The organism is Desemzia sp. AGC72, from assembly GCF_057334175.1.
This window is the reverse complement of the sequence record NZ_JBHFIG010000021.1, coordinates 258,080-278,874: the sequence shown is the minus strand read 5'-3', so window position 1 is coordinate 278,874 and position 20,795 is coordinate 258,080. Positions and strand designations below refer to the sequence as shown.

The 20,795-nt window shown below is 36.1% G+C and carries 29 protein-coding genes and 1 riboswitch; of the genes, 5 read left to right on the top strand and 24 right to left on the bottom strand.

Features of this window, described 5'->3' with window-relative positions; translation table 11 throughout:
• Window positions 1-7: 7 nt before the first annotated feature.
• Both ACE025_RS10310 and ACE025_RS10305 read right to left on the bottom strand, forming a co-directional pair.
• Window positions 8-556, bottom strand: a complete 549-nt coding sequence (locus ACE025_RS10310) for an RNA polymerase sigma factor sigma-70 region 4 domain-containing protein (protein ID WP_485939587.1) — start codon at window positions 554-556, stop codon at window positions 8-10.
• Window position 557: 1 nt separating this feature from the next.
• Window positions 558-1,016 (bottom strand): class I SAM-dependent methyltransferase, encoded by a 459-nt coding sequence (locus ACE025_RS10305; protein ID WP_485939586.1) that lies wholly within the window; start codon window positions 1,014-1,016, stop codon window positions 558-560.
• 52 nt (window positions 1,017-1,068) lie between these two features.
• On the opposite strand from ACE025_RS10305, the gene ACE025_RS10300 reads away from it, so the two are divergent.
• Window positions 1,069-1,542, top strand: coding sequence for a GNAT family N-acetyltransferase (locus ACE025_RS10300; protein WP_485939585.1), 474 nt, complete (start codon window positions 1,069-1,071; stop codon window positions 1,540-1,542).
• 31 nt (window positions 1,543-1,573) lie between these two features.
• Here ACE025_RS10300 and ACE025_RS10295 read toward each other — a convergent pair whose 3' ends face one another.
• The 13 genes from ACE025_RS10295 to ACE025_RS10235 form a co-directional block, all read right to left on the bottom strand.
• Complete coding sequence (locus tag ACE025_RS10295; RefSeq protein ID WP_485939584.1) at window positions 1,574-2,011, bottom strand: RusA family crossover junction endodeoxyribonuclease; 438 nt, start codon at window positions 2,009-2,011, stop codon at window positions 1,574-1,576.
• Window positions 2,001-2,306 carry a hypothetical protein gene (locus ACE025_RS10290; protein WP_485939583.1) on the bottom strand — a complete coding sequence of 102 codons (306 nt, stop codon included), beginning with the start codon at window positions 2,304-2,306 and terminating at the stop codon, window positions 2,001-2,003. Before ACE025_RS10290 ends, ACE025_RS10295 begins: the two co-directional genes overlap by 11 nt.
• 12 nt (window positions 2,307-2,318) lie before the next feature.
• Window positions 2,319-3,119, bottom strand: coding sequence for a DnaA ATPase domain-containing protein (locus tag ACE025_RS10285; RefSeq protein ID WP_485939582.1), 801 nt, complete (start codon window positions 3,117-3,119; stop codon window positions 2,319-2,321).
• Window positions 3,100-3,978, bottom strand: coding sequence for a DnaD domain protein (locus tag ACE025_RS10280; RefSeq protein WP_485939581.1), 879 nt, complete (start codon window positions 3,976-3,978; stop codon window positions 3,100-3,102). The genes ACE025_RS10285 and ACE025_RS10280 overlap by 20 nt, the downstream gene beginning before the upstream one ends.
• A gap of 38 nt (window positions 3,979-4,016) precedes the next feature.
• Window positions 4,017-4,874 carry a recombinase RecT gene (locus ACE025_RS10275; protein WP_485939580.1) on the bottom strand — a complete coding sequence of 286 codons (858 nt, stop codon included), beginning with the start codon at window positions 4,872-4,874 and terminating at the stop codon, window positions 4,017-4,019.
• A 1-nt stretch (window position 4,875) separates the two neighbouring features.
• The gene (locus ACE025_RS10270; RefSeq protein ID WP_485939579.1) at window positions 4,876-5,196 is read right to left on the bottom strand and encodes a hypothetical protein; all 321 of its coding nucleotides are present in this window, start codon (window positions 5,194-5,196) and stop codon (window positions 4,876-4,878) included.
• Window positions 5,196-6,140 (bottom strand): YqaJ viral recombinase family nuclease, encoded by a 945-nt coding sequence (locus ACE025_RS10265; RefSeq protein WP_485939578.1) that lies wholly within the window; start codon window positions 6,138-6,140, stop codon window positions 5,196-5,198. Before ACE025_RS10265 ends, ACE025_RS10270 begins: the two co-directional genes overlap by 1 nt.
• Window positions 6,137-6,328 (bottom strand): hypothetical protein, encoded by a 192-nt coding sequence (locus tag ACE025_RS10260; RefSeq protein ID WP_485939577.1) that lies wholly within the window; start codon window positions 6,326-6,328, stop codon window positions 6,137-6,139. The genes ACE025_RS10265 and ACE025_RS10260 overlap by 4 nt, the downstream gene beginning before the upstream one ends.
• Before the next feature lie 71 nt (window positions 6,329-6,399).
• The gene (locus ACE025_RS10255) at window positions 6,400-6,693 is read right to left on the bottom strand and encodes a hypothetical protein (RefSeq protein ID WP_485939576.1); all 294 of its coding nucleotides are present in this window, start codon (window positions 6,691-6,693) and stop codon (window positions 6,400-6,402) included.
• Between the two features lie 4 nt (window positions 6,694-6,697).
• The gene (locus tag ACE025_RS10250; RefSeq protein WP_485939575.1) at window positions 6,698-6,931 is read right to left on the bottom strand and encodes a hypothetical protein; all 234 of its coding nucleotides are present in this window, start codon (window positions 6,929-6,931) and stop codon (window positions 6,698-6,700) included.
• Window positions 6,932-6,944: 13 nt separating this feature from the next.
• The gene (locus ACE025_RS10245; RefSeq protein WP_485939574.1) at window positions 6,945-7,070 is read right to left on the bottom strand and encodes a hypothetical protein; all 126 of its coding nucleotides are present in this window, start codon (window positions 7,068-7,070) and stop codon (window positions 6,945-6,947) included.
• Between the two features lie 154 nt (window positions 7,071-7,224).
• Window positions 7,225-7,548, bottom strand: coding sequence for a hypothetical protein (locus ACE025_RS10240; protein WP_485939573.1), 324 nt, complete (start codon window positions 7,546-7,548; stop codon window positions 7,225-7,227).
• A gap of 13 nt (window positions 7,549-7,561) precedes the next feature.
• The gene (locus tag ACE025_RS10235) at window positions 7,562-7,753 is read right to left on the bottom strand and encodes a hypothetical protein (protein ID WP_485939572.1); all 192 of its coding nucleotides are present in this window, start codon (window positions 7,751-7,753) and stop codon (window positions 7,562-7,564) included.
• Window positions 7,754-8,035: 282 nt separating this feature from the next.
• Between ACE025_RS10235 and ACE025_RS10230 the strand changes: the two genes are divergently transcribed.
• From ACE025_RS10230 to ACE025_RS10215, 4 genes are all read left to right on the top strand, one after another.
• On the top strand, window positions 8,036-8,365 hold the full coding sequence (locus ACE025_RS10230; protein ID WP_485939571.1) for a helix-turn-helix domain-containing protein: 330 nt from the start codon (window positions 8,036-8,038) through the stop codon (window positions 8,363-8,365).
• 18 nt (window positions 8,366-8,383) lie between these two features.
• Entirely contained in the window at window positions 8,384-8,728 is a 345-nt protein-coding gene (locus ACE025_RS10225; RefSeq protein ID WP_485939570.1) for an ImmA/IrrE family metallo-endopeptidase, read from the top strand.
• A gap of 91 nt (window positions 8,729-8,819) precedes the next feature.
• Complete coding sequence (locus tag ACE025_RS10220; protein ID WP_485939569.1) at window positions 8,820-9,122, top strand: hypothetical protein; 303 nt, start codon at window positions 8,820-8,822, stop codon at window positions 9,120-9,122.
• A gap of 122 nt (window positions 9,123-9,244) precedes the next feature.
• Window positions 9,245-10,390 carry a tyrosine-type recombinase/integrase gene (locus tag ACE025_RS10215; protein ID WP_485939568.1) on the top strand — a complete coding sequence of 382 codons (1,146 nt, stop codon included), beginning with the start codon at window positions 9,245-9,247 and terminating at the stop codon, window positions 10,388-10,390.
• A gap of 89 nt (window positions 10,391-10,479) precedes the next feature.
• Here the strand turns inward: ACE025_RS10215 and ACE025_RS10210 are convergent, their stop codons facing one another.
• From ACE025_RS10210 to ACE025_RS10170, 9 genes are all read right to left on the bottom strand, one after another.
• Window positions 10,480-10,755, bottom strand: a complete 276-nt coding sequence (locus ACE025_RS10210; RefSeq protein ID WP_092480109.1) for an HU family DNA-binding protein — start codon at window positions 10,753-10,755, stop codon at window positions 10,480-10,482.
• A gap of 256 nt (window positions 10,756-11,011) precedes the next feature.
• Complete coding sequence (gene der / locus ACE025_RS10205; RefSeq protein ID WP_485939567.1) at window positions 11,012-12,325, bottom strand: ribosome biogenesis GTPase Der; 1,314 nt, start codon at window positions 12,323-12,325, stop codon at window positions 11,012-11,014.
• 172 nt (window positions 12,326-12,497) lie between these two features.
• Window positions 12,498-13,727, bottom strand: a complete 1,230-nt coding sequence (gene rpsA, locus ACE025_RS10200; protein ID WP_485939566.1) for a 30S ribosomal protein S1 — start codon at window positions 13,725-13,727, stop codon at window positions 12,498-12,500.
• Window positions 13,728-13,830: 103 nt separating this feature from the next.
• Window positions 13,831-14,502, bottom strand: coding sequence for a (d)CMP kinase (gene cmk, locus ACE025_RS10195; RefSeq protein WP_485939565.1), 672 nt, complete (start codon window positions 14,500-14,502; stop codon window positions 13,831-13,833).
• 149 nt (window positions 14,503-14,651) lie between these two features.
• Window positions 14,652-15,293, bottom strand: coding sequence for a LysM peptidoglycan-binding domain-containing protein (locus ACE025_RS10190; RefSeq protein ID WP_485939564.1), 642 nt, complete (start codon window positions 15,291-15,293; stop codon window positions 14,652-14,654).
• Window positions 15,294-15,352: 59 nt separating this feature from the next.
• Window positions 15,353-16,810 (bottom strand): RecQ family ATP-dependent DNA helicase, encoded by a 1,458-nt coding sequence (locus ACE025_RS10185; protein WP_485939563.1) that lies wholly within the window; start codon window positions 16,808-16,810, stop codon window positions 15,353-15,355.
• Window positions 16,803-17,870, bottom strand: coding sequence for a YpbB family protein (locus ACE025_RS10180; protein ID WP_485939562.1), 1,068 nt, complete (start codon window positions 17,868-17,870; stop codon window positions 16,803-16,805). The genes ACE025_RS10185 and ACE025_RS10180 overlap by 8 nt, the downstream gene beginning before the upstream one ends.
• Before the next feature lie 165 nt (window positions 17,871-18,035).
• On the bottom strand, window positions 18,036-18,635 hold the full coding sequence (locus ACE025_RS10175) for an ECF transporter S component (RefSeq protein ID WP_485939561.1): 600 nt from the start codon (window positions 18,633-18,635) through the stop codon (window positions 18,036-18,038).
• 129 nt (window positions 18,636-18,764) lie between these two features.
• A riboswitch (FMN riboswitch) is annotated at window positions 18,765-18,887 on the bottom strand.
• An 81-nt stretch (window positions 18,888-18,968) separates the two neighbouring features.
• Complete coding sequence (locus tag ACE025_RS10170; protein ID WP_485939560.1) at window positions 18,969-20,786, bottom strand: HAMP domain-containing sensor histidine kinase; 1,818 nt, start codon at window positions 20,784-20,786, stop codon at window positions 18,969-18,971.
• Window positions 20,787-20,795: the final 9 nt, after the last annotated feature.

Sequence of the window (20,795 nt, the reverse complement as noted above, 5' to 3'; positions counted from 1 at the left end):
AATGCTACTACTCTTTAATCTGGTTCCATGCTGCAGCATAAGGTGCAAAGTACATTCTGGCTTTTTCCAAGCTAGTGACAACAGCGGCTTCTTTGACTTCCATTTCTTCTGCAATTTCTTCATACGTCATTTCGTCTTGCAATAAATCAAGAATTTCTCTTGGATTTAATTCAATATGACCAGGAAGAGTTAATAATGGAGCGTTCATAATATAAAGATCAACTGTATCTCTTTCGATAACAAAATCTTTGAAGTAAGCATTTTGTTCCATGTTTTCAAGTGACAGCTGCTCTTCTCGTTTTTCCACTACTTCGCCTTTTTTCGTATCGTATTCATATTTGATTTGAGGTTCATCTGTTTGGCGATCAAATGGGATACGGTATGAAATCATGCTTGGTTGGATGACTACGTTGACTGCTTCACCAATTAATTGAGATAAACTTTCAAATTTACCGTTTAATGATCCGTTGTCGATTGTAAGGACAACTTCTTGTTTTTCACCTGAGTTCATTTTTACTGCCTTGATGATTGGTCTGAATTCTACTGTTTTTGCCATGTTATTTTTCCTCCTTCGTAAATGTAAGCCAATGTGTTTTACTTCTTTTATTTCCAAATAGTGGTTGATAAGGTATTGCTTTCAAAACATCTTTCAAAGGAACTTGTACTTCATTCCATTTGAAAATTAAAGTTCCTGTTGGTTTTAAAACTCGCATACATTCGTCCATTCCACGTTTTATATCATCTGGCCAGTTATCTTTATCTAACTGTCCGTACTGTGCTCTCATGATGGAATTCTTTCCAGCCCACTTTAAATGAGGTGGATCAAAAACTATTAAGTCGTGGGTATTATCCTCGAAAGGCATGTTTCTAAAATCTGCTACTACGTCCGGTTTTACATTTACTTTTTTGCCGTGGATCTCGAACTTTTCCTCTCGAATGTCCATGTAAGTTACGTAGTCATTTTCTTTATCAAACCAAAGTAATTTTGAGCCACAGCATGCATCAAGAATTTTCATATGGTTTTATTTCCTTTCTATGAGATAATCTTTATAAATTGGAGGTGATAATATGTTAGACAAAATTAAGATTATTAATTTTGGCTTTCCAGACGTTTTAAAAGAATCAAATGTTCAATTTTTCTTTGACGATATATTAGCAGATACTAACCTTCCAAACCCGGGATATCACTGTCGAGAAGACAGTGTAAAATTCTTTATTCGTAATATGTCAAATAATGAAACTATTTTTGATATGGATTTTTATATTCGTGATAGTTATTCGAATGCTTTTAGAAGTAAACTTATCTCAGAACGTCATATACATTTGCAGTACATAAAGACTTGTTTTATCTATAGAAAACAAGGTATTGCATCTTTCTATATAAACCAACTAATTAACTTATGTGCAGATAACGATATTCGTTTAATTACTCTTGACGCTGCTCCAAGTTCTAGCGATACAAGAAAGACACTTAACAAAAGTGAACTGGTCGATTTTTACAATGGTTTTTCTACAGATAGCGTCAAAATAGAAATAATCTAAGCCTCTCTATTCTTTAAATTTAATTTTTCTCCTAAAATAGTTCGAATTGCTTTGATTCCAACGTCCGTACAGTAATCTCAACCCTTGGATCCGCTGAGTAATACTTTCGAGCAATCAAATCAACGACTTGACCATCGTCTTTCCAGATGATTCCCTTCAATGCATCTAGTGGTCCTTTAGCATAGTTATCAGCATCTGGCTTGGTTGTTGGTCTTAACAACCCACTTTCTGCCAGAGCTGCATTATTTTTACTAAATGATTTAAGTGATTCTTTAAATACAAGTATTTCTACTTCCAACTCGCCTTCAAGTAATTCAACTGGCTTTTGCTTCATTGCATGCCTTGCAACCAGTTTCTTGTATGCTTTACTTTTAGGCGGGTCATATACCGTTACAAACTTTCCTCTACTTGTAAATTTAGGTCTTCCTTGAGGAACAGGTTGACCAGGTACTATGATTTTAATTTCCATAAGACTCACCAATCTCAAAACTGATATCGGATGCTATGAAATCACCAGTTAACAAATTTTCTTGGACTGCTTTTGATAAAGTTGAAAGCAGTTCAGCATTTTTTGTTTTTACGAGGAAAAAAATTGCTTTTCCTTTTTCGTCATCCTCAAGAGGACCGTTATTTTCTACTTGATAATGTGGGTGATCCGCTTCAATCACTCTGTAATTGCCCTCATTTTCAAGCATAGTTATTACTTCATCCTCCATCAGTTCCCCTTTATAAGAACAACTTGCTCGAGCGATTAATGTGTTCATTTTGATGTCCTCCTAAAAAGAAATTCGTTTATCTTTTGACTCATTAAACTTAATAACAGTATCTTTATTGACTCCCTTGTATAAACGACTAATAACTTTTTGATCGTACATTGCAGATAATTGTTTACTGTTTAAGTTCGTTGTGATGATGGTGCTTTTGTCTTGCCGACGGTTCATCAATCCATACAACATCTTTTGAGTAAAATCAGAAGCAGTTTTTTTCGTACCGATAAACCCAGTTTCTGCTCCTAAATCATCAAGAATCAACAAGTCATGAGAAGCCGTGTTATTCAAAATGCTCTTTTCATCATCTTTATTAAGATTGTCGTTATCGCTGTACGTGCTTCGAATCCATAACAACCACTCATCGATGGACAGAAAAAGAACACTTCTCCATGGATTGGAATTCTCATTCACTTCTTTTGCTATAGACATAGCTAAATGTGTCTTCCCTGTACCCGCATTTCCAGTTAACAAAGTATTGAATACTTCTCCATTTAAATAGCGATTAGCTATCTGAATAGCAGCTTGCTTATTTTGCTTACTTTCATCATTGTCTGGATGAAAAGTATTGAATTCTGCTTTCTTGATCGTTAAATCACTGACTAAACTATCTTTATACAACCGATCGTATGTGATTCTTTTTTGATGCTTGAACGTCATTCTCTGCTGATATTCTATTTCCCTTTTCTTTAATGCCTCTTCTTCGCAACTAGGACAAGCCTTTCGACCAAGATAGGTTAGAAAAGGAATGTTGTGTATCGGACAATGTTCAGCTGACTGTTTCAAGTCATTAAAAATCAATCCCCCCATATGATTCACCCTCATTCATTTCATTCTGGTTTGTTGTCCCATATCTCTTTTTATTTTGATTCGCATGTGCAATATCATCGGAACGGACTTGGTCCAAAGTCTTGATGTTCTTTGCATCCCACTTCTTCATGATTCCTTCTGCATACTTGAATCCTTTTTGATCAATAACTGCGCGCTTCAGAGCTTCCAATACTAATTCAGCGCTCAAGTCTTCAATCCACATTTCAATACTCTGAGAAATAAATGGATTTTCTACTCCAATATTGTTTTGATAGAAGAAGTGAGGATCCAATTCATTAGAATAATTTTCAGTAGGAGCAGCTTCTTTTTCTTCACTGCTACTATTGTTTCCTTTAGTTTCCTTTGCTTTACTTTCCTTTACTTTACTTTGTCGGTTTTGGCTATCCGAAACTCCCTCGTGTTCATCATTACTACTAGTTTCCGTGACAGAATCATCAACAGTGTTTGGGTTTTCGTCACGGTTATTCTTTAACGCTGGTTTAGAAGGTTTGAGCGCCCGTCTTTTCTTATAAACGTCCTCAACGTTATCAACTAAATTTTGACACCAAATAACTTTCTCTTTCCACAGCGCTGGATCCACCGCATTTAATTCTGCAAGCATATCTAGTATTTCTGACGCTTTTTCTTCAGTTACTAGAGTTTTGGCTACCAGAAACTTCCAGTCAGGTGTGTTATTGGTATCTAAAACATGACCGTCTGTATTTGCTAATAGTTCTAATAACTTAAACCAGAACGCATAACCATCATTTCCAAAAGAATTTTCTAAGATGTAAAGTGTTTTTCCACTAGTAGCAAAGTGAGGGAAATATTCAACTGTTTGCTTTTTAGGTCTTGCCATTATTCAATGTACCTCCCCATAAAGAGGGGATTTCCCTCTTAATCCTCTTTTGGTGTTATTGTTCTGCCTTCGAATAAAGTTTCTTGTTCAGCTGCCGTGATGATTTCCCCATTTTCATTTACTAATCTGGTTTCGTTTTGATCAATTTCATCTTCAATAACTTCTGCTGTTTTAGGTTCACGAGTTTCTTCATCAAATTCTTGCACTGTTCCATCTTTAGATGTTGCTGTTTGCATCTCGATAGAAAGAACTCCCCATTTAGAAAGCATATTTCTTAAAACAGTCTTCTTGGCCATAGCATCAAAATCTGTCTTCCAAATATTTCCCGACTTACTGAAGCGTTGTCTGTGAGCTTCAATTTCTTGTTTGGTCCAGTAAACTGTTTTTTCAAATCCGTTGACGAGTTTGAAATAACCTACATAACCGATCACATTATTTGAAGATCTTCCAGTAGAGTCAAAGACAAATTCTTCTGTTAGGCGATTCCATGACGTTAATTCTCCTTCATAAACTTCGATGACATTTAGTGATAAATACTGTCCGGAACGTTGAGCTAGTTGAATATATCCTTTATAACCAAGTTGAAACGTAGCTTTATTACCGTAAGGAATGATCCATGCGTAGCCCAAGTTACGATCGATAGGTAAATCTAATGTCGCTGCAACCATAGCGCTTGTTGCTACAGACATTGGTTCACATTTAGCGAGATTTCTATCATTTCCAACAAGATTTAAAAGACTTGTAGTGAAACCTGCAGCTTTATCTTGTAGAACATTGTCAAACTTTTGTTTCATAGCTCCTGTATTTAATAACCCTTTTAAACTTAGATTATTGACGTTCACCTTGTTATTCCCTTGTGTTTGCATTTGGTTTTTGATTGAGTTTGTTGTGGCCATATTATTTGTCCTCCGATAATAGTTTTGTTAGTTCTGTTTCAATCTCAAAAATCCTTAGTTCGACTTCTTTTGATAACATCGTTGTAAAGTTGATAGGAAGATTTTCAATTCCTAAATCTTGATGAATTCTAACCCGGTGCCATCTCACTGGCCCAAGCATAATCAGATCGAAAGTAGGTATACCTATTTCGATTTCTTGCTTGAGATTTTCCTTTAATACTTGATTCTTAAGAGAGGATTGTAATTCTTTTAATTCGCACAACTGGCTATTAAGTTTTTCCATTTCCTTGATTCGTTTATCTACTTTTTGTCTAATGTCCATTATCCAATCTCCTTTATAGTCAATTTTCTGTACGTACTTTGCTTAACATATTTACCATGTATTTCGGGGTGTTCTTCTTTCAACTTTTTAGCATCCAATCGATTTGATGTGATGGACTTCCAAGTAATCAAACGTTTAGGACTGATTGCTGTGTGTGCTTCAGCTTTACCTAGTTTGTTTTTCAAATCGTTCTCAATAGCTGCTTTGGCTTCTTTCAATTGCTTAATGTTTTCTTCAAGTTCTTCTAAAGTATCCAATGCATCATCAGCATCTTTTTGAAGCATTAATTCCTCAGGACCTTCATCTTTATACTGCTGTTTGATAAATTCAGTAGTTGCTGCACTTCCATCAATTGGAGGTGCAATGTTTTGAAGTACGTTCACTTCCCAAAATTCTGTCAATTTAGTTTCAACCAAATCAATTAGCTCTTGATCACGTTCCACTTTTTTCCAAATGAATTTATTTCCACCAATCAATGCAGCTATATAACAGTATTCATAATCTAATACGTTCATATAGTGCTGAATTTGAAACATATAAGGAGCTGGAATCTCTTCATCAACCCATTCTCCCCTAAGCCATTCCGATGCTGTTTTGCATTCAAGAAATGAATTTTCACCAACGATTGCTCTATCAATATTTGCTGATAGAAAAGGTTTATCTTTTTTGAAGTGCATTTTATTGTCGTTGCGGGTCTTAATGTTTGTTCGCTTACTGAATTCTTTTGCAACTAAATCTTCTAATTGATTTCCCCAATACGCTGCTTCACTTGGCTCATCTTCTTCTATTTCAATCTGGCCAGTTTTATCTAACCAAATCTGATATGCGCTGCTATACTTATTGAAACCGAGTATGGCACTAACGTCTGAGCCACCGATTGAATTTCTACGTTGCAACAACCAATCACGATGAGACATTTTTTTAGTACTTATCTTTTGTGTCATGCTTGCTCCTCCCCGGCAACTTTTAAAGTTCCGTGAGACTCAAACCAATCTCTAAGTGTCTCAATTTCATCCAGAACCAAATCACCATTTTCTAATTCAAAATATTGTTCATTGCGGTAAATTTCCCCTTCGTTCCATGATTCAAGAACGAAAGAATCAAAAGGTTGTTCAATGGTTTGTTTATCCATTATTTCTAAACCTCCTTGAGTATGCTAAAATACAGTTAATTGATATTTGATTACTGGCTGATGTTGGCGCATCAGTCATTTTTTTGGTTTAAATACAATCCTGCAATCAAAGCCGCTTTGAGCGGATTCTTTTCGGCAATTTCTTTCAAAGCATTTTCGAATACAGTGTTAGTAGCATCCTCAAAAGCAAGTAAGTGATCAGAGTTGATATTGCTAGCTACAGCAGTTTCTGATTTTTCTAGAGGACCAGCAATTTTGATAACTACTAAACTATCTTCCTCTGGATCGTAGCTCTTTATAATTTTGTGAATGTGCTCCAACGCTTCTTCTTTGGTCGATTCAATTTCTATCCGTGTTTGTTTCATGTTTTTAACCTCGCTTTTTTGTATTTTGTTTTAACAACTGATCACCTAAAGCAAACGCTCTGAGTAAACTACTCAAATCTGTTCCCTCAAAATCGTGAGACTCAATTAATTCTTCCGCGTCATCTTTCCATAGAGATAAACGATGCAGTTTAGGCAGTCGTTCAACCGTTACTTCGTGCTTACCTATTTTTTGACTGTAATAACCTTCTCTTTCTATCCACTTGAAGTTTTTCAACATCTGATCACCTCCTTCAAATTTCTTCAACTCTTGCTTGATAACCCAACTTGATCAAATGATTACGAAAAGCGTAGGCTCTCGTCATGTCATTGAATGTTGCTGTAGTACATAGACCAAAAGCAGTTACTCTATAACTCATAAATCTGTGCCCTCCACGTACATATAGATTAAAAATAGGATGATAAGTAAAGGGAGACACAACATCATCCCTTTTTTATTTAAGTCTCCATTCGCATCAGTGAGCCCCGAAAAAGCATTGCTGACTGATAAAAGAAGTTTTTTGGTTGCTTCGCTCATACAGCTTCATCCTCCAGACAACAATTTGGTTTCTCCAGAATCTCTTTTGGAGACAACTTTTTGCTTACATATCGATTGGCTTCTTTCCATCTGAGGAACCAGACAAAAATATGAATATTGATAAACGTTGTAGAATGACCTGGTTTGATTACTCCCTCAGCGAATTCAGGAATACTTTCCATCTCGCTTTGGTAGTTATCAAGCGTTGAACGGGATAAACCGTTGAACCTTTTTAGTAGTTCTTTCTTTCTGTCCCATTCCGTGCTCACTTCTTTCTCTTCAGCAACTTTGATTAATTCTTCAATTGTTGGAGATTTCATGATTCTTCCCTCCTTATTTGATTCCTAAAACTTTGACAATAGTCAGCAACATCTCGTTTGCTTTAGGCCCTGTTTTCTTGCCAATCAAAACATCATTTAGATATTGAGGATTCTCATCAATCAATAAAGCTAAATGTCTTTGAGGTATTTCTTTTTCCTCTAAATGAGCTAAGATTTTATTCCTTAATGCTTGTGTTTCCGGCATGTCTACAACCTCCTCTAAAAAATAAGCTAATTTGTAAGCTAATTGTTTAACTTTTTATTGACGTTTTTAGTCGAATAGTTTAATATTAGGGCATAGCTAAATAAGCGTTATTTAAACACCAAATCCCCGTTCCCCAACGTTTTTTGGTTTTATTTAGATGACCTTTAAGCTGACCAATTAGCTTACAAATAGAATATTAAACTATAGGTATAATTAAGTCAACTATTTTTATACCTTTTGTTTAATTTTATTTTGTGAGCCTTGAGAAAGGTTGATAAAACAATGTTAGACAGAATAAAATTTTTATGCGATAAGAGAGGAATTTCAATAAATGACCTTGAGGAAGCTTTAGGTTATTCGAAAAATACTCTTTACCGACTTAAGAAACAAAAACCTGGTTCCGATAAATTGGAGGCAATTGCGGATTATTTCGGAGTTTCGACAGATTACTTGTTGGGACGAGAAGAAAAAACAACTAAAAAGGAACTTCCTTCCAATTTAGATTTAGATGAAATCTTAGACAATACGATGAGTTTTGATGGCCAGCCTATGACCGATAGCGATAGAGAAGCTATCCGTGCTTATCTCATTGGAAGATTCAGCAACAAGTAAGGAGGTACCTATGTATATATGGACAATTTCTATGGTTTGCTTAAAGAGAATGGAATCGAACTCGTATTATTGAGTTTGAAAAAGAACGGTTATTACAATCATGATTTAAAAACGATGTTTGTTAATGAAAGTTTAGACGAGGAAAAACAAAAAGAAGTTATCCTTCATGAGTTAGGTCATGCTTTGAATCACAATGACCTATCAGCCTTATATGACAAACCTGTATTTAGATCTAAAATGGAAAATGAAGCGAATTATTTTATGATGAATTACTTGATTGATGAGTCGGATGGTCATTTTGATTATTCTAGTGTGCTAGAAAATTTCAAATTGGGTATCGGATGGGAATGCAAGTTAAAATAAAAAGCCTTAAACTGCGGGAACAGTTCAAAGCTTGGTGTACCTCTCTACTTCGAATAAATTATAACATATTTATTGGAGGGGGATTTATAAATTGGATATAGAAAAAGAGAAAATGAAGATACCTTGTCCCAATTGTCAGAAAAACATTATCGTTACTTATCGTACTGAAAGTTGTCCTGCGTGTAACATGCAGTTCAATACAGATTACATCCATTCCATTTTCCATGATTACGAAACCCGACTTATGAATAATAAAGCATATCGTGCTGGAGAAAAAATGAGTGAGTTCGGAAATGCAGCTCAAAATGTTGGAAATGGTTTGAGTAAAATCGGATGCGCTATGACCTTGTTGATAACAATTCCGATTTTAATTATCTTAGCTTTGCTACTTTAAAAACAAAAAACACCCCGCTCCATCTAACTTGGCGGTCTGAGGAGTGAGGCGTTTACTAAAACACACCTAAAATAGGCGTATTTACTGTACCCTATTTTAGCACAAAATAGGAGATGAAAACAATGTGGATGGAAGAACAAGCTGATGGTAAATTTAAGTATATTGAAAGGTACAAGGATCCTTACTCTCAAAAGTTTAAAAGAAAGTCTACCGTTCTAACAAGTCAATCCCAGCAAGCATGGAACAAAGCTCAGAAAATTCTTAATGAAAGAATAGCAAAAGCTTTAGATGAAAAAGAGCAGCAATCAGTCACTTTCCATGAAGTTTATCAAGAGTGGCATCAAAGTCACATGAGATCGCTTCGTCCTTCTTCAATTGTAGTTTACGAATCTATGAAAAAAATTATACTGAATTATGTAAAAGAAGATATATTGATTAGTAAAATTGATACAAAGTATCTTCAAAAATTTTTTAATCAGTTAGATTACTCTGATCAGTACTTATCTTCCTTGAAGTCTACTTTAGGTTTGATTTTTAAATATGCCTACAAAATGGAATACATTGATAAGAATCCCTTGGATAACGTAACGATGATTAAGAAAGCTAAAACTCTCGCAGATATCCAACGAATTGAAAATAAATTCCTAGAGCATGACGAAGCTGAACTTTTATTAAAAGAATTATATAGACGTCCTTCCACTTATCGAATTGCACGACTAGCAGAGTTTATGTACTTAACAGGCGTTCGATTTGGCGAGGGAGTTATTTTAACAGAACAAGATTTTTATTTAGATGAAAAGCTTGTCAAGATTACTGGGACCCTTGATAAAACAAGAGGATATAAAAAAGCCAGGAAAGGGCCTACTAAAACAGTTAAATCTACACGCAATATCAATTTAACTAAAAGAACGATTGATTTAGTGAACAGAACTATTAATGAAAATGTCCTGACCAGACTTGATGCAACAAAATATTTGAAAGCTGATTATGTGTTCGTGACCAAAACTGGGACACCTATGCAAAACAATTCCTTTAATATAGCATTAAAACGAGCCGGTGAGCGCATTGGTTTAGAAGACAAGGAATTGTCCTCGCATATCTTTAGACACTCTCACATCTCGTTTTTAGCTGAAAAGAACGTACCTTTGAAAGCTATCATGGATAGAGTCGGTCATGAGGACGGGGAAATCACTAATAAAATTTATACTCATGTAACGAGTTCGATGAAATCGAACATCATTGAGCAGCTGGAATCGAGTGGTTTATAAATTTCTGCCCCTTTTTTGCCCCTTTCTGAAATCAAACCACCCTATACATGACAAAAACCCCTGACGTATCAGGGGTTTTTAAGTACAGATTATTTAACTGCATCTTTAAGCGCTTTACCTGGTTTGAATGCAGGTACTTTGCTTGCATCGATTTGGATTTCTTCCCCTGTTTGAGGGTTACGTCCTTTACGAGCTGCGCGGTCACGTACTTCAAAGTTACCAAATCCGATGATTTGAACTTTTTCACCATCGCTTAGTAATTCTTGGATAGATCCGAAAACAGCGTCAACTGCTACAGTTGCTTGTTTTTTGTTAAGATCTGTTTTAGATACTACACTCTCGATTAATTGTGCTTTATTAGCCATTTATAATTTCACCTCCTCGAAAAGAAGAATCGATGTTCTATTTTTATAAACATCCTAAGTCATTTTTGAGTGGTCCAAAAACAACAAATAGTGAAATGAAAATTAGTTGATCTAAATGACATTTCATCTAAAAAGATATCACACAAATATTGATACTGCAATGTTTTTTAGTGATATTCAGCAATTTTCCCTAAGGTTTAATCAAAACTTGGGAAAAAGTTGAACTTCCATATCAACTATGGTAAAATACCGAATTTTACTTTCTACGGCGCGTGATCAAGCGTATTGGAGTACCTTCAAAATTGAAAGTATCCCGCAGACGATTTTCCAAATAACGAGCGTAAGAGAAATGCATCATTTCTGGTTCGTTTACGAACACTACAAAGGTTGGCGGTTTGGTAGCTACTTGAGTTGCATAGTAGATCTTCAAGCGTTTTCCTTTGTCTGTAGGTGTCGGGTTCATTGCTACTGCATCCAAGATCACTTCGTTTAAAGTAGATGATTGAATACGCAATCTTTGGTTTTGGCTTACTCTGCTGATCAATTCTGGCAATTGGTGCAAGCGTTGTTTCGTTAAAGCAGAAACATAAATGATTGGAGCATAGCTTAAATACGCAAATTCTTCACGGATATTATCCTCAAAAGTCTTCATCGTCTTCGTATCTTTCTCGATTGCATCCCACTTGTTCACTAAAATAATGATCCCTTTACCAGCTTCGTGTGCATATCCTGCAACTTTCTTATCTTGCTCTCTGATGCCTTCTTCTGCATTCAGCACACAAAGGACGACATCTGATCGTTCAATCGCTCTAAGAGCTCTTAAAACACTATATTTCTCTGTATTTTCGTAAACCTTACCCTTTTTACGAATTCCGGCAGTATCGATCATCACAAACTCTTCTCCGTCTTTAGACGTGAAAGAAGTATCGATCGCATCTCTTGTCGTTCCAGCTACATTAGAAACAATGACTCGTTCTTCTCCGAGAATTGCATTGACTAATGAAGATTTCCCAACATTCGGTCTACCGATCAAGCTGAATTTGATGACTGAGTCATCATATTCTTCTTCACCTTCTTCAGGGAAATGCTTGATAGCTTCATCTAATAAGTCTCCCAATCCGATTCCATGACTTCCTGAAACAGGATACGGTTCGCCTAGTCCTAGTGAGTAGAAATCAAAAATATCTGTTCTCATTTCTGGATTATCTACTTTGTTAACCGCTAGTAACACTGGCTTATTGCTGCGGTATAAAATTTGAGCTACATTTTCATCTGCATCTGTGACACCTTCTCTTGCACTTGTAAGGAAAATGATCACGTCCGCTTCTTCAATAGCGATTTCTGCTTGCTGTCTGATCTGTTCTAAAAAGGGTTCGTCCCCTATATCAATTCCACCTGTATCAATCACATTAAATTCTTTTCCTAACCATTCTGCTGGAGAATATATCCGGTCACGGGTAACTCCTGCAATATCTTCGACAATAGAAACACGTTCTCCGACAATACGGTTAAAAATCGTTGATTTTCCTACATTTGGACGACCAACAATGGCGATTACTGGTTTTGCCATGTTCTAGCCTCCTCTTTTTCTACTTTTGTACTCTTACTAGTTTAGTTTAATTTAGGCAAACTTGCAAACAACATTTGCAATTTAACGCGTTGTTTACGTTTTTATTTTGTTTTTAGCCACAAAAAAAGACATATGGTCTCCGCAGAAACCACATGCCGTTTTCTTTTACTTGTTATTTCTCAGTTGATTCTTCATCTTCTGTCGAGATATCTGCTAGTTGGTCTCCGATTAAGTCTCCTAAAGTAAAACCGGTTTCTTCTTCTATTTCAGGAACTTCATCAGTTCTTGGTTCTTGTTTGGTACGTTCAGGTTTCTCTTCTAAAGCTTTGATACTTAATGATAAGCGTTGTTCTTCAGGACTGACAGACAACACTTTCACTTTGATTTTTTCTCCAACAGTCAATACTTCATGCGGAGTCGCAATATGGTTGTGAGAAATTTGAGAAATGTGAACCAATCCTTCAACACCTGGAAATACTTCAACAAATGCTCCAAAGCTTGTTAGACGTTTAACTTCGCCTTCCAAGATTGCACCTGCTTTAGCGCGTTCTTCAATATCATCCCATGGTCCAGGCAACGTGTCTTTGATGGAAAGTGAGATACGACCTTCTTCTTTATTTACAGAAAGAATTTTCACTTGAACTTCTTCCCCAACATTCAATTCATCACTAGGCTCATTGACGTGACCATATGAAATTTCAGAAATGTGGACCAACCCGTCAACTCCGCCAAGATCGATGAAAGCACCAAAGTTGGTCAAACGAGCTACAGTACCTGTAACTGTTTCTCCTTCAACTAAGTTAGCTAGCACTTCTTCTTTCTTAGCTTCATTTTCTTCTTCTGCAACGGCTTTGTGAGATAAAATCAAACGATTTTCACTTGGTTCAATCTCAATGATTTTAAAGGTCATTGTTTTTCCTTTGTATTCCGAAAAATCATCTACAAAGAATACTTCTACCATAGAAGCTGGTACAAAACCGCGTACCCCAACATCAACTACAAGTCCTCCTTTAACAACGTTTGTTACGGGAGCTTCAATAATATTGCCTTCTTCATAATCTTTTTGAATCTTTTCCCAAACTTTTTTCGCCTCAATACGACGTTTAGACAATACATAGCTGCCGTTTTCTTTATCTTTACTTTCTTTGATCACGACTAGATCCATTTTATCGCCGACTTTAATCACGTCTGAAACATTTTCAAAAGGAGACGCTGACAATTCGTTATGTGGAATAACGCCTTCTAAACCGCCGCCTAATCCCACGATTGCCTGTTTATTTTCATCAATGGCCAAAACTTCACCTTCGACGATATCCCCAATGCTTATTTCCTCAACGTCTTTCATAACATCTGACATAGATTGTTGTTCTTCAACTTCATGTACATTCTCATTTTCTGTCATGTGGCATCCTCCTAATAACGAAATAAATCCTACACATATTATTTTACCTAATCATTAGTAAGAATGCCAATAAAAGAGTTGTAATTATGAAAAAATATTACAATTAGATTAATTTTAAAATGATTTCTTTCATTTTTTCTACCACTTGATCAATCGATAAGCTGGTAGTATCCAATAATACCGCGTCTTCTGCTTGAACAAGAGGTGATACTTCACGATGGGAATCTTTGTAGTCTCTATCTTCAATTTCTTTTTGCAACACTTCTAATGGAGTTTCGATTCCTTTGCTGATATTTTCTTTGTATCTTCTTTCTGCTCTTTCTTTGGCACTGGCTACAAGGAAAATCTTTACTTCAGCATCTGGCAGCACAGCCGTTCCGATATCTCTTCCATCCATAACGATGCCGCCAGCTTCAGCAATCACTTGTTGACGGCGAACCAGCTCTTCACGAACGCCTTTATGAGCTGAAACAGCTGAGACCGCATTTGTCACATCTGGTTGTCTAATATCAGTTGTTACATTTTCTCCATTTAAGAATACTTTTTGTTGATCTCCGTCTGGTTCAAAAGTGATATCTATTTCTTTTAAAAGAGCTGTCAGCTTGTTTTCATTTTCTATATCTACATTATGCTTTAAAGCTTGAAGCGTTAAAACTCGATACATCGCTCCTGTGTCACAATAAATATAGTTTAGATCACTGGCTAATATTTTCGCTACCGTACTTTTACCAGCGGATGCCGGTCCATCAATTGCTATTCTTAATTTTTTATTCATTTGAATTCCTTCTTTCTTCCCAAAAAATATTCCTAGTAAGCAGTATACACTACCAGTCAGGATTCTTTACAGAGCTTTATGTAGGTCACTAGTGTGATCTGCACAAAAATAAAGAGCTGAGATGGTTATCTCAACTCTTTCATACTTAATTATTTTACCACTAGAACGGTACCTACTGCAACTTCATCTGTTGTCAAGCCATTTAAAGCTTTCAGCTCATCTGTTGATATCCCATGATTCAACGCAATTCGATACAGGTTATCTCCGGGTTTTACAGTGTAAGTTTTTGATCCCTCAGCAGGTCTTGATTCCGCTGCTTGAGAAGAGGCTTCGCTAGTTGCACTTTCTTCAATTGGAGCTTTAGACTCGCTCTCAACTGCTTTGGAGGATTCGATTGCTTTAGACGATTCGCTGGAAGCAGCTTGCGAACTTTCGCTTGGTTTTTCAGCAACTTCTGATTCTTCTGATTCAGGTTTACTGATTTCCTTTTCCGGTTCTTTTGCTTCGCTTTTGTCAGCTTCATTTTCTTTTACGATTAAGGTTTCAGTTTCAGATTCGGCTGCCGTAGTGTCTTGATCGTTATAGGTATACCATAAATACACACCTGTTGGTAACATAATAAAAAGGGCTAAAAATATCCATAATGATTTCAATACAGGCGATATTGCTTTGTCAGCTTTTTTTCTTTCAGTTCTAGAATAATTGCCGTTTGTATATCCCTCATCTTCGTCAAATTTGCGAGACCATAACTCATCCGCATCATTTGAATGACCTTTTTTCTTTCTGGTCATGTACATCCCTCTCCTTTCTAATTTCATGATTATTATAGCATAGGATCTCTGCCATTTCCTTATAAATTTTCCAACAAAAATAGGTCATTTAGGGTGTTTTGCCACTCTTTTTTGAATTCTTTATGACTATTTGCTTGATTTTCTTCACTGGTTTGGTATTTTTCTATATCCAATCCGCATGAAGAACAGCATATTTCAGGTTTATGAGTCAAGGTTTCTTCAAAGTAATGCATCAGCAGCTGACGCTTGCATTCAGAAGACTGGATGTAATGGATCATAAAGTACAATTGATTTTGTTTTACTTTTCGCTGCAGCTCCATTTGCATTTTAACTTCGTACAGCGGCCGCTTCATTGCTATAAAAGAACTCAGTAATTGTTTATGATTGTCTTCCTTTGGAAACAAATCTAATTTAGATGGATCTCGATAAACCATTTCAATCACATCTTCACTTGGCAAAGCATCTTCTTGGAAACGCTGGTGGATATAATGGTCGCCTTGCTCATAAAATAATAATGCTACGCTAGGTTGACCATCTCTGCCGGCTCTTCCGATTTCTTGCAAATAAGCTTCTGGACTAGAAGGTAAGTGATAATGAAATACAAATCGAATATTGTTTTTATTGATTCCCATACCAAATGCACTAGTCGCACAAATCACATCTATCGATCCTTGTATAAATTGATGTTGGATTTTGATTTTATCTTCCGTTTCTAAACTTGAATGATAGCTTTCAGCAACTAACGAAGTTTTAGAACGAATCAATGAAGCAATCTCATCTGCCATTTTTTTACTGGAAAAATAGATTATCCCTGGTTTGCTTATTTTTTGAACCCTCTCAATCATCATTTCATTCTTATGAGCATGATTTTCGCATTGGATCGTTCCTAACGAAATGTTTGGTCGATTTACAGAATAAAGGATTTGATGTGTATCGCCAGGCTGTAATCGTAAGCTTGTTAAAATTTCTTCCCTGACTCGCGGAGTAGCCGTAGCGGTCAATGCCATCGTCAAAGGATCGCCCAACATTTCTCTTATCTTGCCCAGACTAGAATATTCTGGTCTAAAATCCATTCCCCATTGAGAAATACAATGCGCCTCATCGATTACAAATAAACTGATTTGGATATTCTTTAAAACTTCTATGACTTGGGGCTGCAGCAACATCTCAGGAGACAAATAAACAAACTTGAATTGATGCAGTTGTTTCAATACTTGCCGTTTATGCCCAGGAGAAAGTAAGCTGTTTAAAGCTACGACTCTTTTTTCTCCATTCATTTTCAATTGTTCTACTTGGTCCTGCATCAATGAAATCAAAGGAGAAACAATGATGGCAGTTCCGGCGGTCGCATATCCAGTCAGTTGATAGCAAATAGATTTCCCTGTACCTGTCGGCAACATAACTAGAGTGTTTTTACCAGATAACGCAGCTTTTATAGTCTCTTCTTGCCCATCTCTAAACGTCTCATAGCCGAACTTGGTTTTTAATAATCCATGAATATCTATTGTTTTATCCACATTTTCTCCTCCCTTCAATCTGCATCAATCGAAACCATAAAAATTCCATTTCAGGAACGAGTACTTGCATTTCTTTAAACGTGTAGTCAGCTTTTTTTTGCATGAGATCTGCTGCTTTTGAATAGATTTCTTTTGGAATGAAAGGCATGAGATCAGCTGTCGGGAATAAGATAGCCCACTCAATAATATGTTCAGAAACAGTGCTTTTTTTAAGATTGCGCAAATGGGTGACTTGCTCCAACGAATACCCTTTGTGAACCAGCTGAATCGTTTCTTTTGCACTTTTAGATAAGCTGTTATCATTCTTTTGCAGAATCTCTTGAATGATCGAATGAAATAAAGGTGCTTCTTTTGGATGTTGTCTTGCCAGCTTCATTAAGCTACTGAAGGTGTCAGCTTCCCTCATGCTTATTTCAAGTGTTTCCAAGGACATACGTTCAGCAAGCTGTTTTTTTGTCAAACCGACAATTTGATGTCCAGACATCGATTGGACGACTATGATCGCATTTTCGCTATCTAAATGAGCCAATAGGAATGACCACTCTTTACCAAATTGTAAAGCAGATATTTGTAACTCAAATGGCAGCTGTTTCAACCACTGTTTGGCCCATTGTTGGATGGTGGTACTTTTTTCTAAGGGAATATAGCGTGAATTTTCATGTCGAATCTCTGAAAATATTTGCGTCAAGAAATAGATTTTTTGCTGAAACTCTTGAACTGCACGCCCATGAGTCATCCATTGCAATTTTGTCGGGTAATAATGATAGGAAAAATAGTGTTCTACCGCTTCTTTTCCTTTAACAGTTTGTTTATATTCTTCTTCTTCAGAAAAAAAAGTTAAATATCCTAAAGCTACCAACAGCTTCAACCGTTGAAAAAAAGCATCCCGTGCAATGTTCGGAAAAAGACCAAAAAAACAGTCCAAACGATAGTCTGTTGCACGATATAAAATAGAAGCTGTTCTTTTCCCTTGCAATATATGAAAGACAGTGGTGCCTTTTTTCTTCAAATCAGCAGAAAAGAGAGCCAGTATAAAATGATCCGTATATGTAAGGTCCATATTTTGTTCCAGCCTTTACGTATTAATAATTTGTATTACATGAATCTATATTGCTCGGTTCTTTACACTACTATACCAAAATTATAGACAAATTAGACTTTTAAACGTAAAAAAAAACTAAAGACTGCTTATAGGCAGTTTTTAGTTTTTGCTATTTTTATAAAATTATTTATTGTTGGCAGCAGTTAGGCTGTATAATCCATTACGCAAAAGCCATGGTTTTAATTTTCCGAAAACGACAATAAATACCACGCTGATCAAAAAGCCTTTAGCTAAGTTGAACGGGAGTACCCCATACAGCACATATTGCATCATTGGTCCCACATCAAAGTTTAACACCATCATATAAAGAGGTGCAACTAAGTAATAGTTTAACACAGACAATACTGCAGTCAAAGCTAGTGTACCAACCACGCTGCCTAAGATCAAACTGTTTAGAGCGGTTCCTTTCTTACGTACGACCCAGTAAAGCGGAAGCAAGTAAGACACTGATGCGACAAAGCTTGTGAAGTCTCCGATTGGAAAACCGGCATCTCCACCTGTTTGTACATAATGTAAGAGACTTCGGATAAAGGCGATAGCGATACCACCAATCGGTCCGTATAAGAACATGCCAACGATACTTGGCATATCACTGAAGTCTACTTTCAAAAAAGAGACTCCTGGTACGATAGGAAAAGAAAAGTTGATCAAAATAAAAGACATAGCGCCTAATATAGCGATTCCTACCATTTTCTTTGTGTTTCTTGTAGATCTTGTTTGCATAAAAATCCTCCTAAAAGGATTCATCAGCATGAGCATCTTGCGGTTAAATAGAATAGAAATAAAAAAATGCTCCGTCTGCTTTTCTTCAGAATAGCAAACAGAGCATTGAACATATCACAATTCAAATAACCCCATCTTCTTTATCCAGACTTTACTGTCGGTACTGGAATTACACCAGTTCAACCAAACAAGATATTTGGCTCGTGGACTTTACCACCGGTCGGGAATTACACCCTGCCCCTGAAGACGAATCAATATTTTATTTTTTAATTCACTTATGATTATACGACAGCAGTCATTAAAAAACAAGCTTTTTACTTACTTTTAATTCATTTAAAATTCTTTGTCCATAATTTGTTCTTTTTCATCGATGTACGGCAGATGAACAATAAAGCTAGAGCCTTCATTCATTTCGCTTTTTACCTCTACATAACCCTCATGAGCTTCAACAATATTCTTAACGAGCGATAAGCCTATTCCCGTTCCAATACGATTGTCTCTTTGAGAAACTCTGGACTTGTCGGCTTTGTAAAAACGCTCGAAGACAAAAGGCACATCTTCTTCTGGGATACCTGTACCGTTATCTTGCACTTCCATCAAAACCTCATCTACGATAGTATCCAAATAAACACTTATTTTTACATGTCCTTCTTCTCTATCCGCCATAATGGTATGACGAATGGCGTTATTGATCAAATTGACAAAGACTTGGTCCATTTTATCTCTATCCATAAAGTAATTTTCCAATGCAGGTTGTATCTCTAAACTCAATGTAACATTTCCATTTGAAGCCATGGTACTGAAACGAGAAAACAACTGATTGAAAAACTTCGATAAATTCACTTTAGATTTTTCAAGAGTAATGTACCCTGATTCTACTCGAGAAAGATCCAGCATTTCATTTACCATACGGTTCATTCGACGTGATTCTTCTCCAATGATTTTAGCCATTTCATGTTTTTCTTCTACCGTTTCCGCTACATCGTCTACAATAGCCTCACTATATCCTTGAATCATTACTAAAGGTGTCCGCAGTTCATGAGACACATTATTGATGAAGTCGACTCTCATGGTGTCTAATCTTCTTTCTTGTGTCACATCCTGTACCGAAACAAGAACTCCACGTACATTTTCAATCGTTTCATCAAACAAAGGAATGATGTAAACTTCATAATAAAAGTCATTGGCAGAATGCTTAAAATGGATCTTTTCTGAATTGGTAATCACTTCTTGGATTTTTTCCTTTAAAAATTGAGGCACATGTACATCTTCTGGAAGATATCCTTGCTCTGAATTTTCTAAAAATTCTTCCCCGCTTGGGTTAGACATCAATAAAGTCTTATCTTGGTTATAATACAAAATTCCTGTAGTGATATTTGTAACGATGTTTTCTAACAGCTCTTTTTCTTGCCGGGTCGCAGCACCGCTGGTTTCAAGAGAACGAGCCATTTTATTCATTGCCAGCCCTAGTTGAGATAACTCATCTTTATGTCGGACTTGAGCTTTACGACTGAAGTCATTTGTTGCATAATCAAAAGCAATATCGCGCAATTCTGTGATTGGTTCGCCTAAACGTTTCTTCAAATAATAAAACGACCAAACACCTAATATCAAATAAAGAATGATAATAATGGTGATCCAATCCCTAAAGTTGCTTTGCAGGTCATTCAAAAATAACAAATTACCGAAAGATACTAAGATCATGCTCTCTCCAGCCGCCTCAAATTTATACAACCGCATAATAAAAGGAGTATCTATTCTATCTTCTTGTCGAACCGTTTTCACGATTTGACTGCTTTTTCTAGCTCGTAAACTGGATAAAACATCTGGATCTTCAATCACTTTTGCTTGAAAAGGCGTTAAGTCTTCCTCCAAGTTTATTTGACTTCCTAAATTTTCATCTAAAAATACTCTATATTCTACATGACCTGAGGCATTATTTATAGTATCAATCTGCTCTAAAAATAATTCAGGGTCTGTTTCTGCAAAATGCTCGACTCGATGAATCGTTTTTTCAAATGCACTAATATAATTTTGCTCTAAGTTTTGATTATATAAAGAGCGGAAAGACAAAATACAAGTGAAGAAAAACAATCCAATGATCCCCATAATAATCATCCATATTTTTGCAGATATGTTAGTGACTTTCATTTACTGATC

Excerpts from the sequence above, each read along its gene's own strand:
- ACE025_RS10310 (WP_485939587.1), bottom strand. The coding sequence starts at position 556 with ATGGCAAAAACAGTAGAATTCAGACCAATCATCAAGGCAGTAAAAATG.
- ACE025_RS10305 (WP_485939586.1), bottom strand. The coding sequence starts at position 1,016 with ATGAAAATTCTTGATGCATGCTGTGGCTCAAAATTACTTTGGTTTGAT.
- ACE025_RS10300 (WP_485939585.1), top strand. The coding sequence starts at position 1,069 with ATGTTAGACAAAATTAAGATTATTAATTTTGGCTTTCCAGACGTTTTA.
- ACE025_RS10295 (WP_485939584.1), bottom strand. The coding sequence starts at position 2,011 with ATGGAAATTAAAATCATAGTACCTGGTCAACCTGTTCCTCAAGGAAGA.
- ACE025_RS10290 (WP_485939583.1), bottom strand. The coding sequence starts at position 2,306 with ATGAACACATTAATCGCTCGAGCAAGTTGTTCTTATAAAGGGGAACTG.
- ACE025_RS10285 (WP_485939582.1), bottom strand. The coding sequence starts at position 3,119 with ATGGGGGGATTGATTTTTAATGACTTGAAACAGTCAGCTGAACATTGT.
- ACE025_RS10280 (WP_485939581.1), bottom strand. The coding sequence starts at position 3,978 with ATGGCAAGACCTAAAAAGCAAACAGTTGAATATTTCCCTCACTTTGCT.
- ACE025_RS10275 (WP_485939580.1), bottom strand. The coding sequence starts at position 4,874 with ATGGCCACAACAAACTCAATCAAAAACCAAATGCAAACACAAGGGAAT.
- ACE025_RS10270 (WP_485939579.1), bottom strand. The coding sequence starts at position 5,196 with ATGGACATTAGACAAAAAGTAGATAAACGAATCAAGGAAATGGAAAAA.
- ACE025_RS10265 (WP_485939578.1), bottom strand. The coding sequence starts at position 6,140 with ATGACACAAAAGATAAGTACTAAAAAAATGTCTCATCGTGATTGGTTG.
- ACE025_RS10260 (WP_485939577.1), bottom strand. The coding sequence starts at position 6,328 with ATGGATAAACAAACCATTGAACAACCTTTTGATTCTTTCGTTCTTGAA.
- ACE025_RS10255 (WP_485939576.1), bottom strand. The coding sequence starts at position 6,693 with ATGAAACAAACACGGATAGAAATTGAATCGACCAAAGAAGAAGCGTTG.
- ACE025_RS10250 (WP_485939575.1), bottom strand. The coding sequence starts at position 6,931 with ATGTTGAAAAACTTCAAGTGGATAGAAAGAGAAGGTTATTACAGTCAA.
- ACE025_RS10245 (WP_485939574.1), bottom strand. The coding sequence starts at position 7,070 with ATGAGTTATAGAGTAACTGCTTTTGGTCTATGTACTACAGCAACATTC.
- ACE025_RS10240 (WP_485939573.1), bottom strand. The coding sequence starts at position 7,548 with ATGAAATCTCCAACAATTGAAGAATTAATCAAAGTTGCTGAAGAGAAA.
- ACE025_RS10235 (WP_485939572.1), bottom strand. The coding sequence starts at position 7,753 with ATGCCGGAAACACAAGCATTAAGGAATAAAATCTTAGCTCATTTAGAG.
- ACE025_RS10230 (WP_485939571.1), top strand. The coding sequence starts at position 8,036 with ATGTTAGACAGAATAAAATTTTTATGCGATAAGAGAGGAATTTCAATA.
- ACE025_RS10225 (WP_485939570.1), top strand. The coding sequence starts at position 8,384 with ATGGACAATTTCTATGGTTTGCTTAAAGAGAATGGAATCGAACTCGTA.
- ACE025_RS10215 (WP_485939568.1), top strand. The coding sequence starts at position 9,245 with ATGTGGATGGAAGAACAAGCTGATGGTAAATTTAAGTATATTGAAAGG.
- ACE025_RS10210 (WP_092480109.1), bottom strand. The coding sequence starts at position 10,755 with ATGGCTAATAAAGCACAATTAATCGAGAGTGTAGTATCTAAAACAGAT.
- der (WP_485939567.1), bottom strand. The coding sequence starts at position 12,325 with ATGGCAAAACCAGTAATCGCCATTGTTGGTCGTCCAAATGTAGGAAAA.
- rpsA (WP_485939566.1), bottom strand. The coding sequence starts at position 13,727 with ATGACAGAAAATGAGAATGTACATGAAGTTGAAGAACAACAATCTATG.
- cmk (WP_485939565.1), bottom strand. The coding sequence starts at position 14,502 with ATGAATAAAAAATTAAGAATAGCAATTGATGGACCGGCATCCGCTGGT.
- ACE025_RS10190 (WP_485939564.1), bottom strand. The coding sequence starts at position 15,293 with ATGACCAGAAAGAAAAAAGGTCATTCAAATGATGCGGATGAGTTATGG.
- ACE025_RS10180 (WP_485939562.1), bottom strand. The coding sequence starts at position 17,870 with ATGGACCTTACATATACGGATCATTTTATACTGGCTCTCTTTTCTGCT.
- ACE025_RS10175 (WP_485939561.1), bottom strand. The coding sequence starts at position 18,635 with ATGCAAACAAGATCTACAAGAAACACAAAGAAAATGGTAGGAATCGCT.
- ACE025_RS10170 (WP_485939560.1), bottom strand. The coding sequence starts at position 20,786 with ATGAAAGTCACTAACATATCTGCAAAAATATGGATGATTATTATGGGG.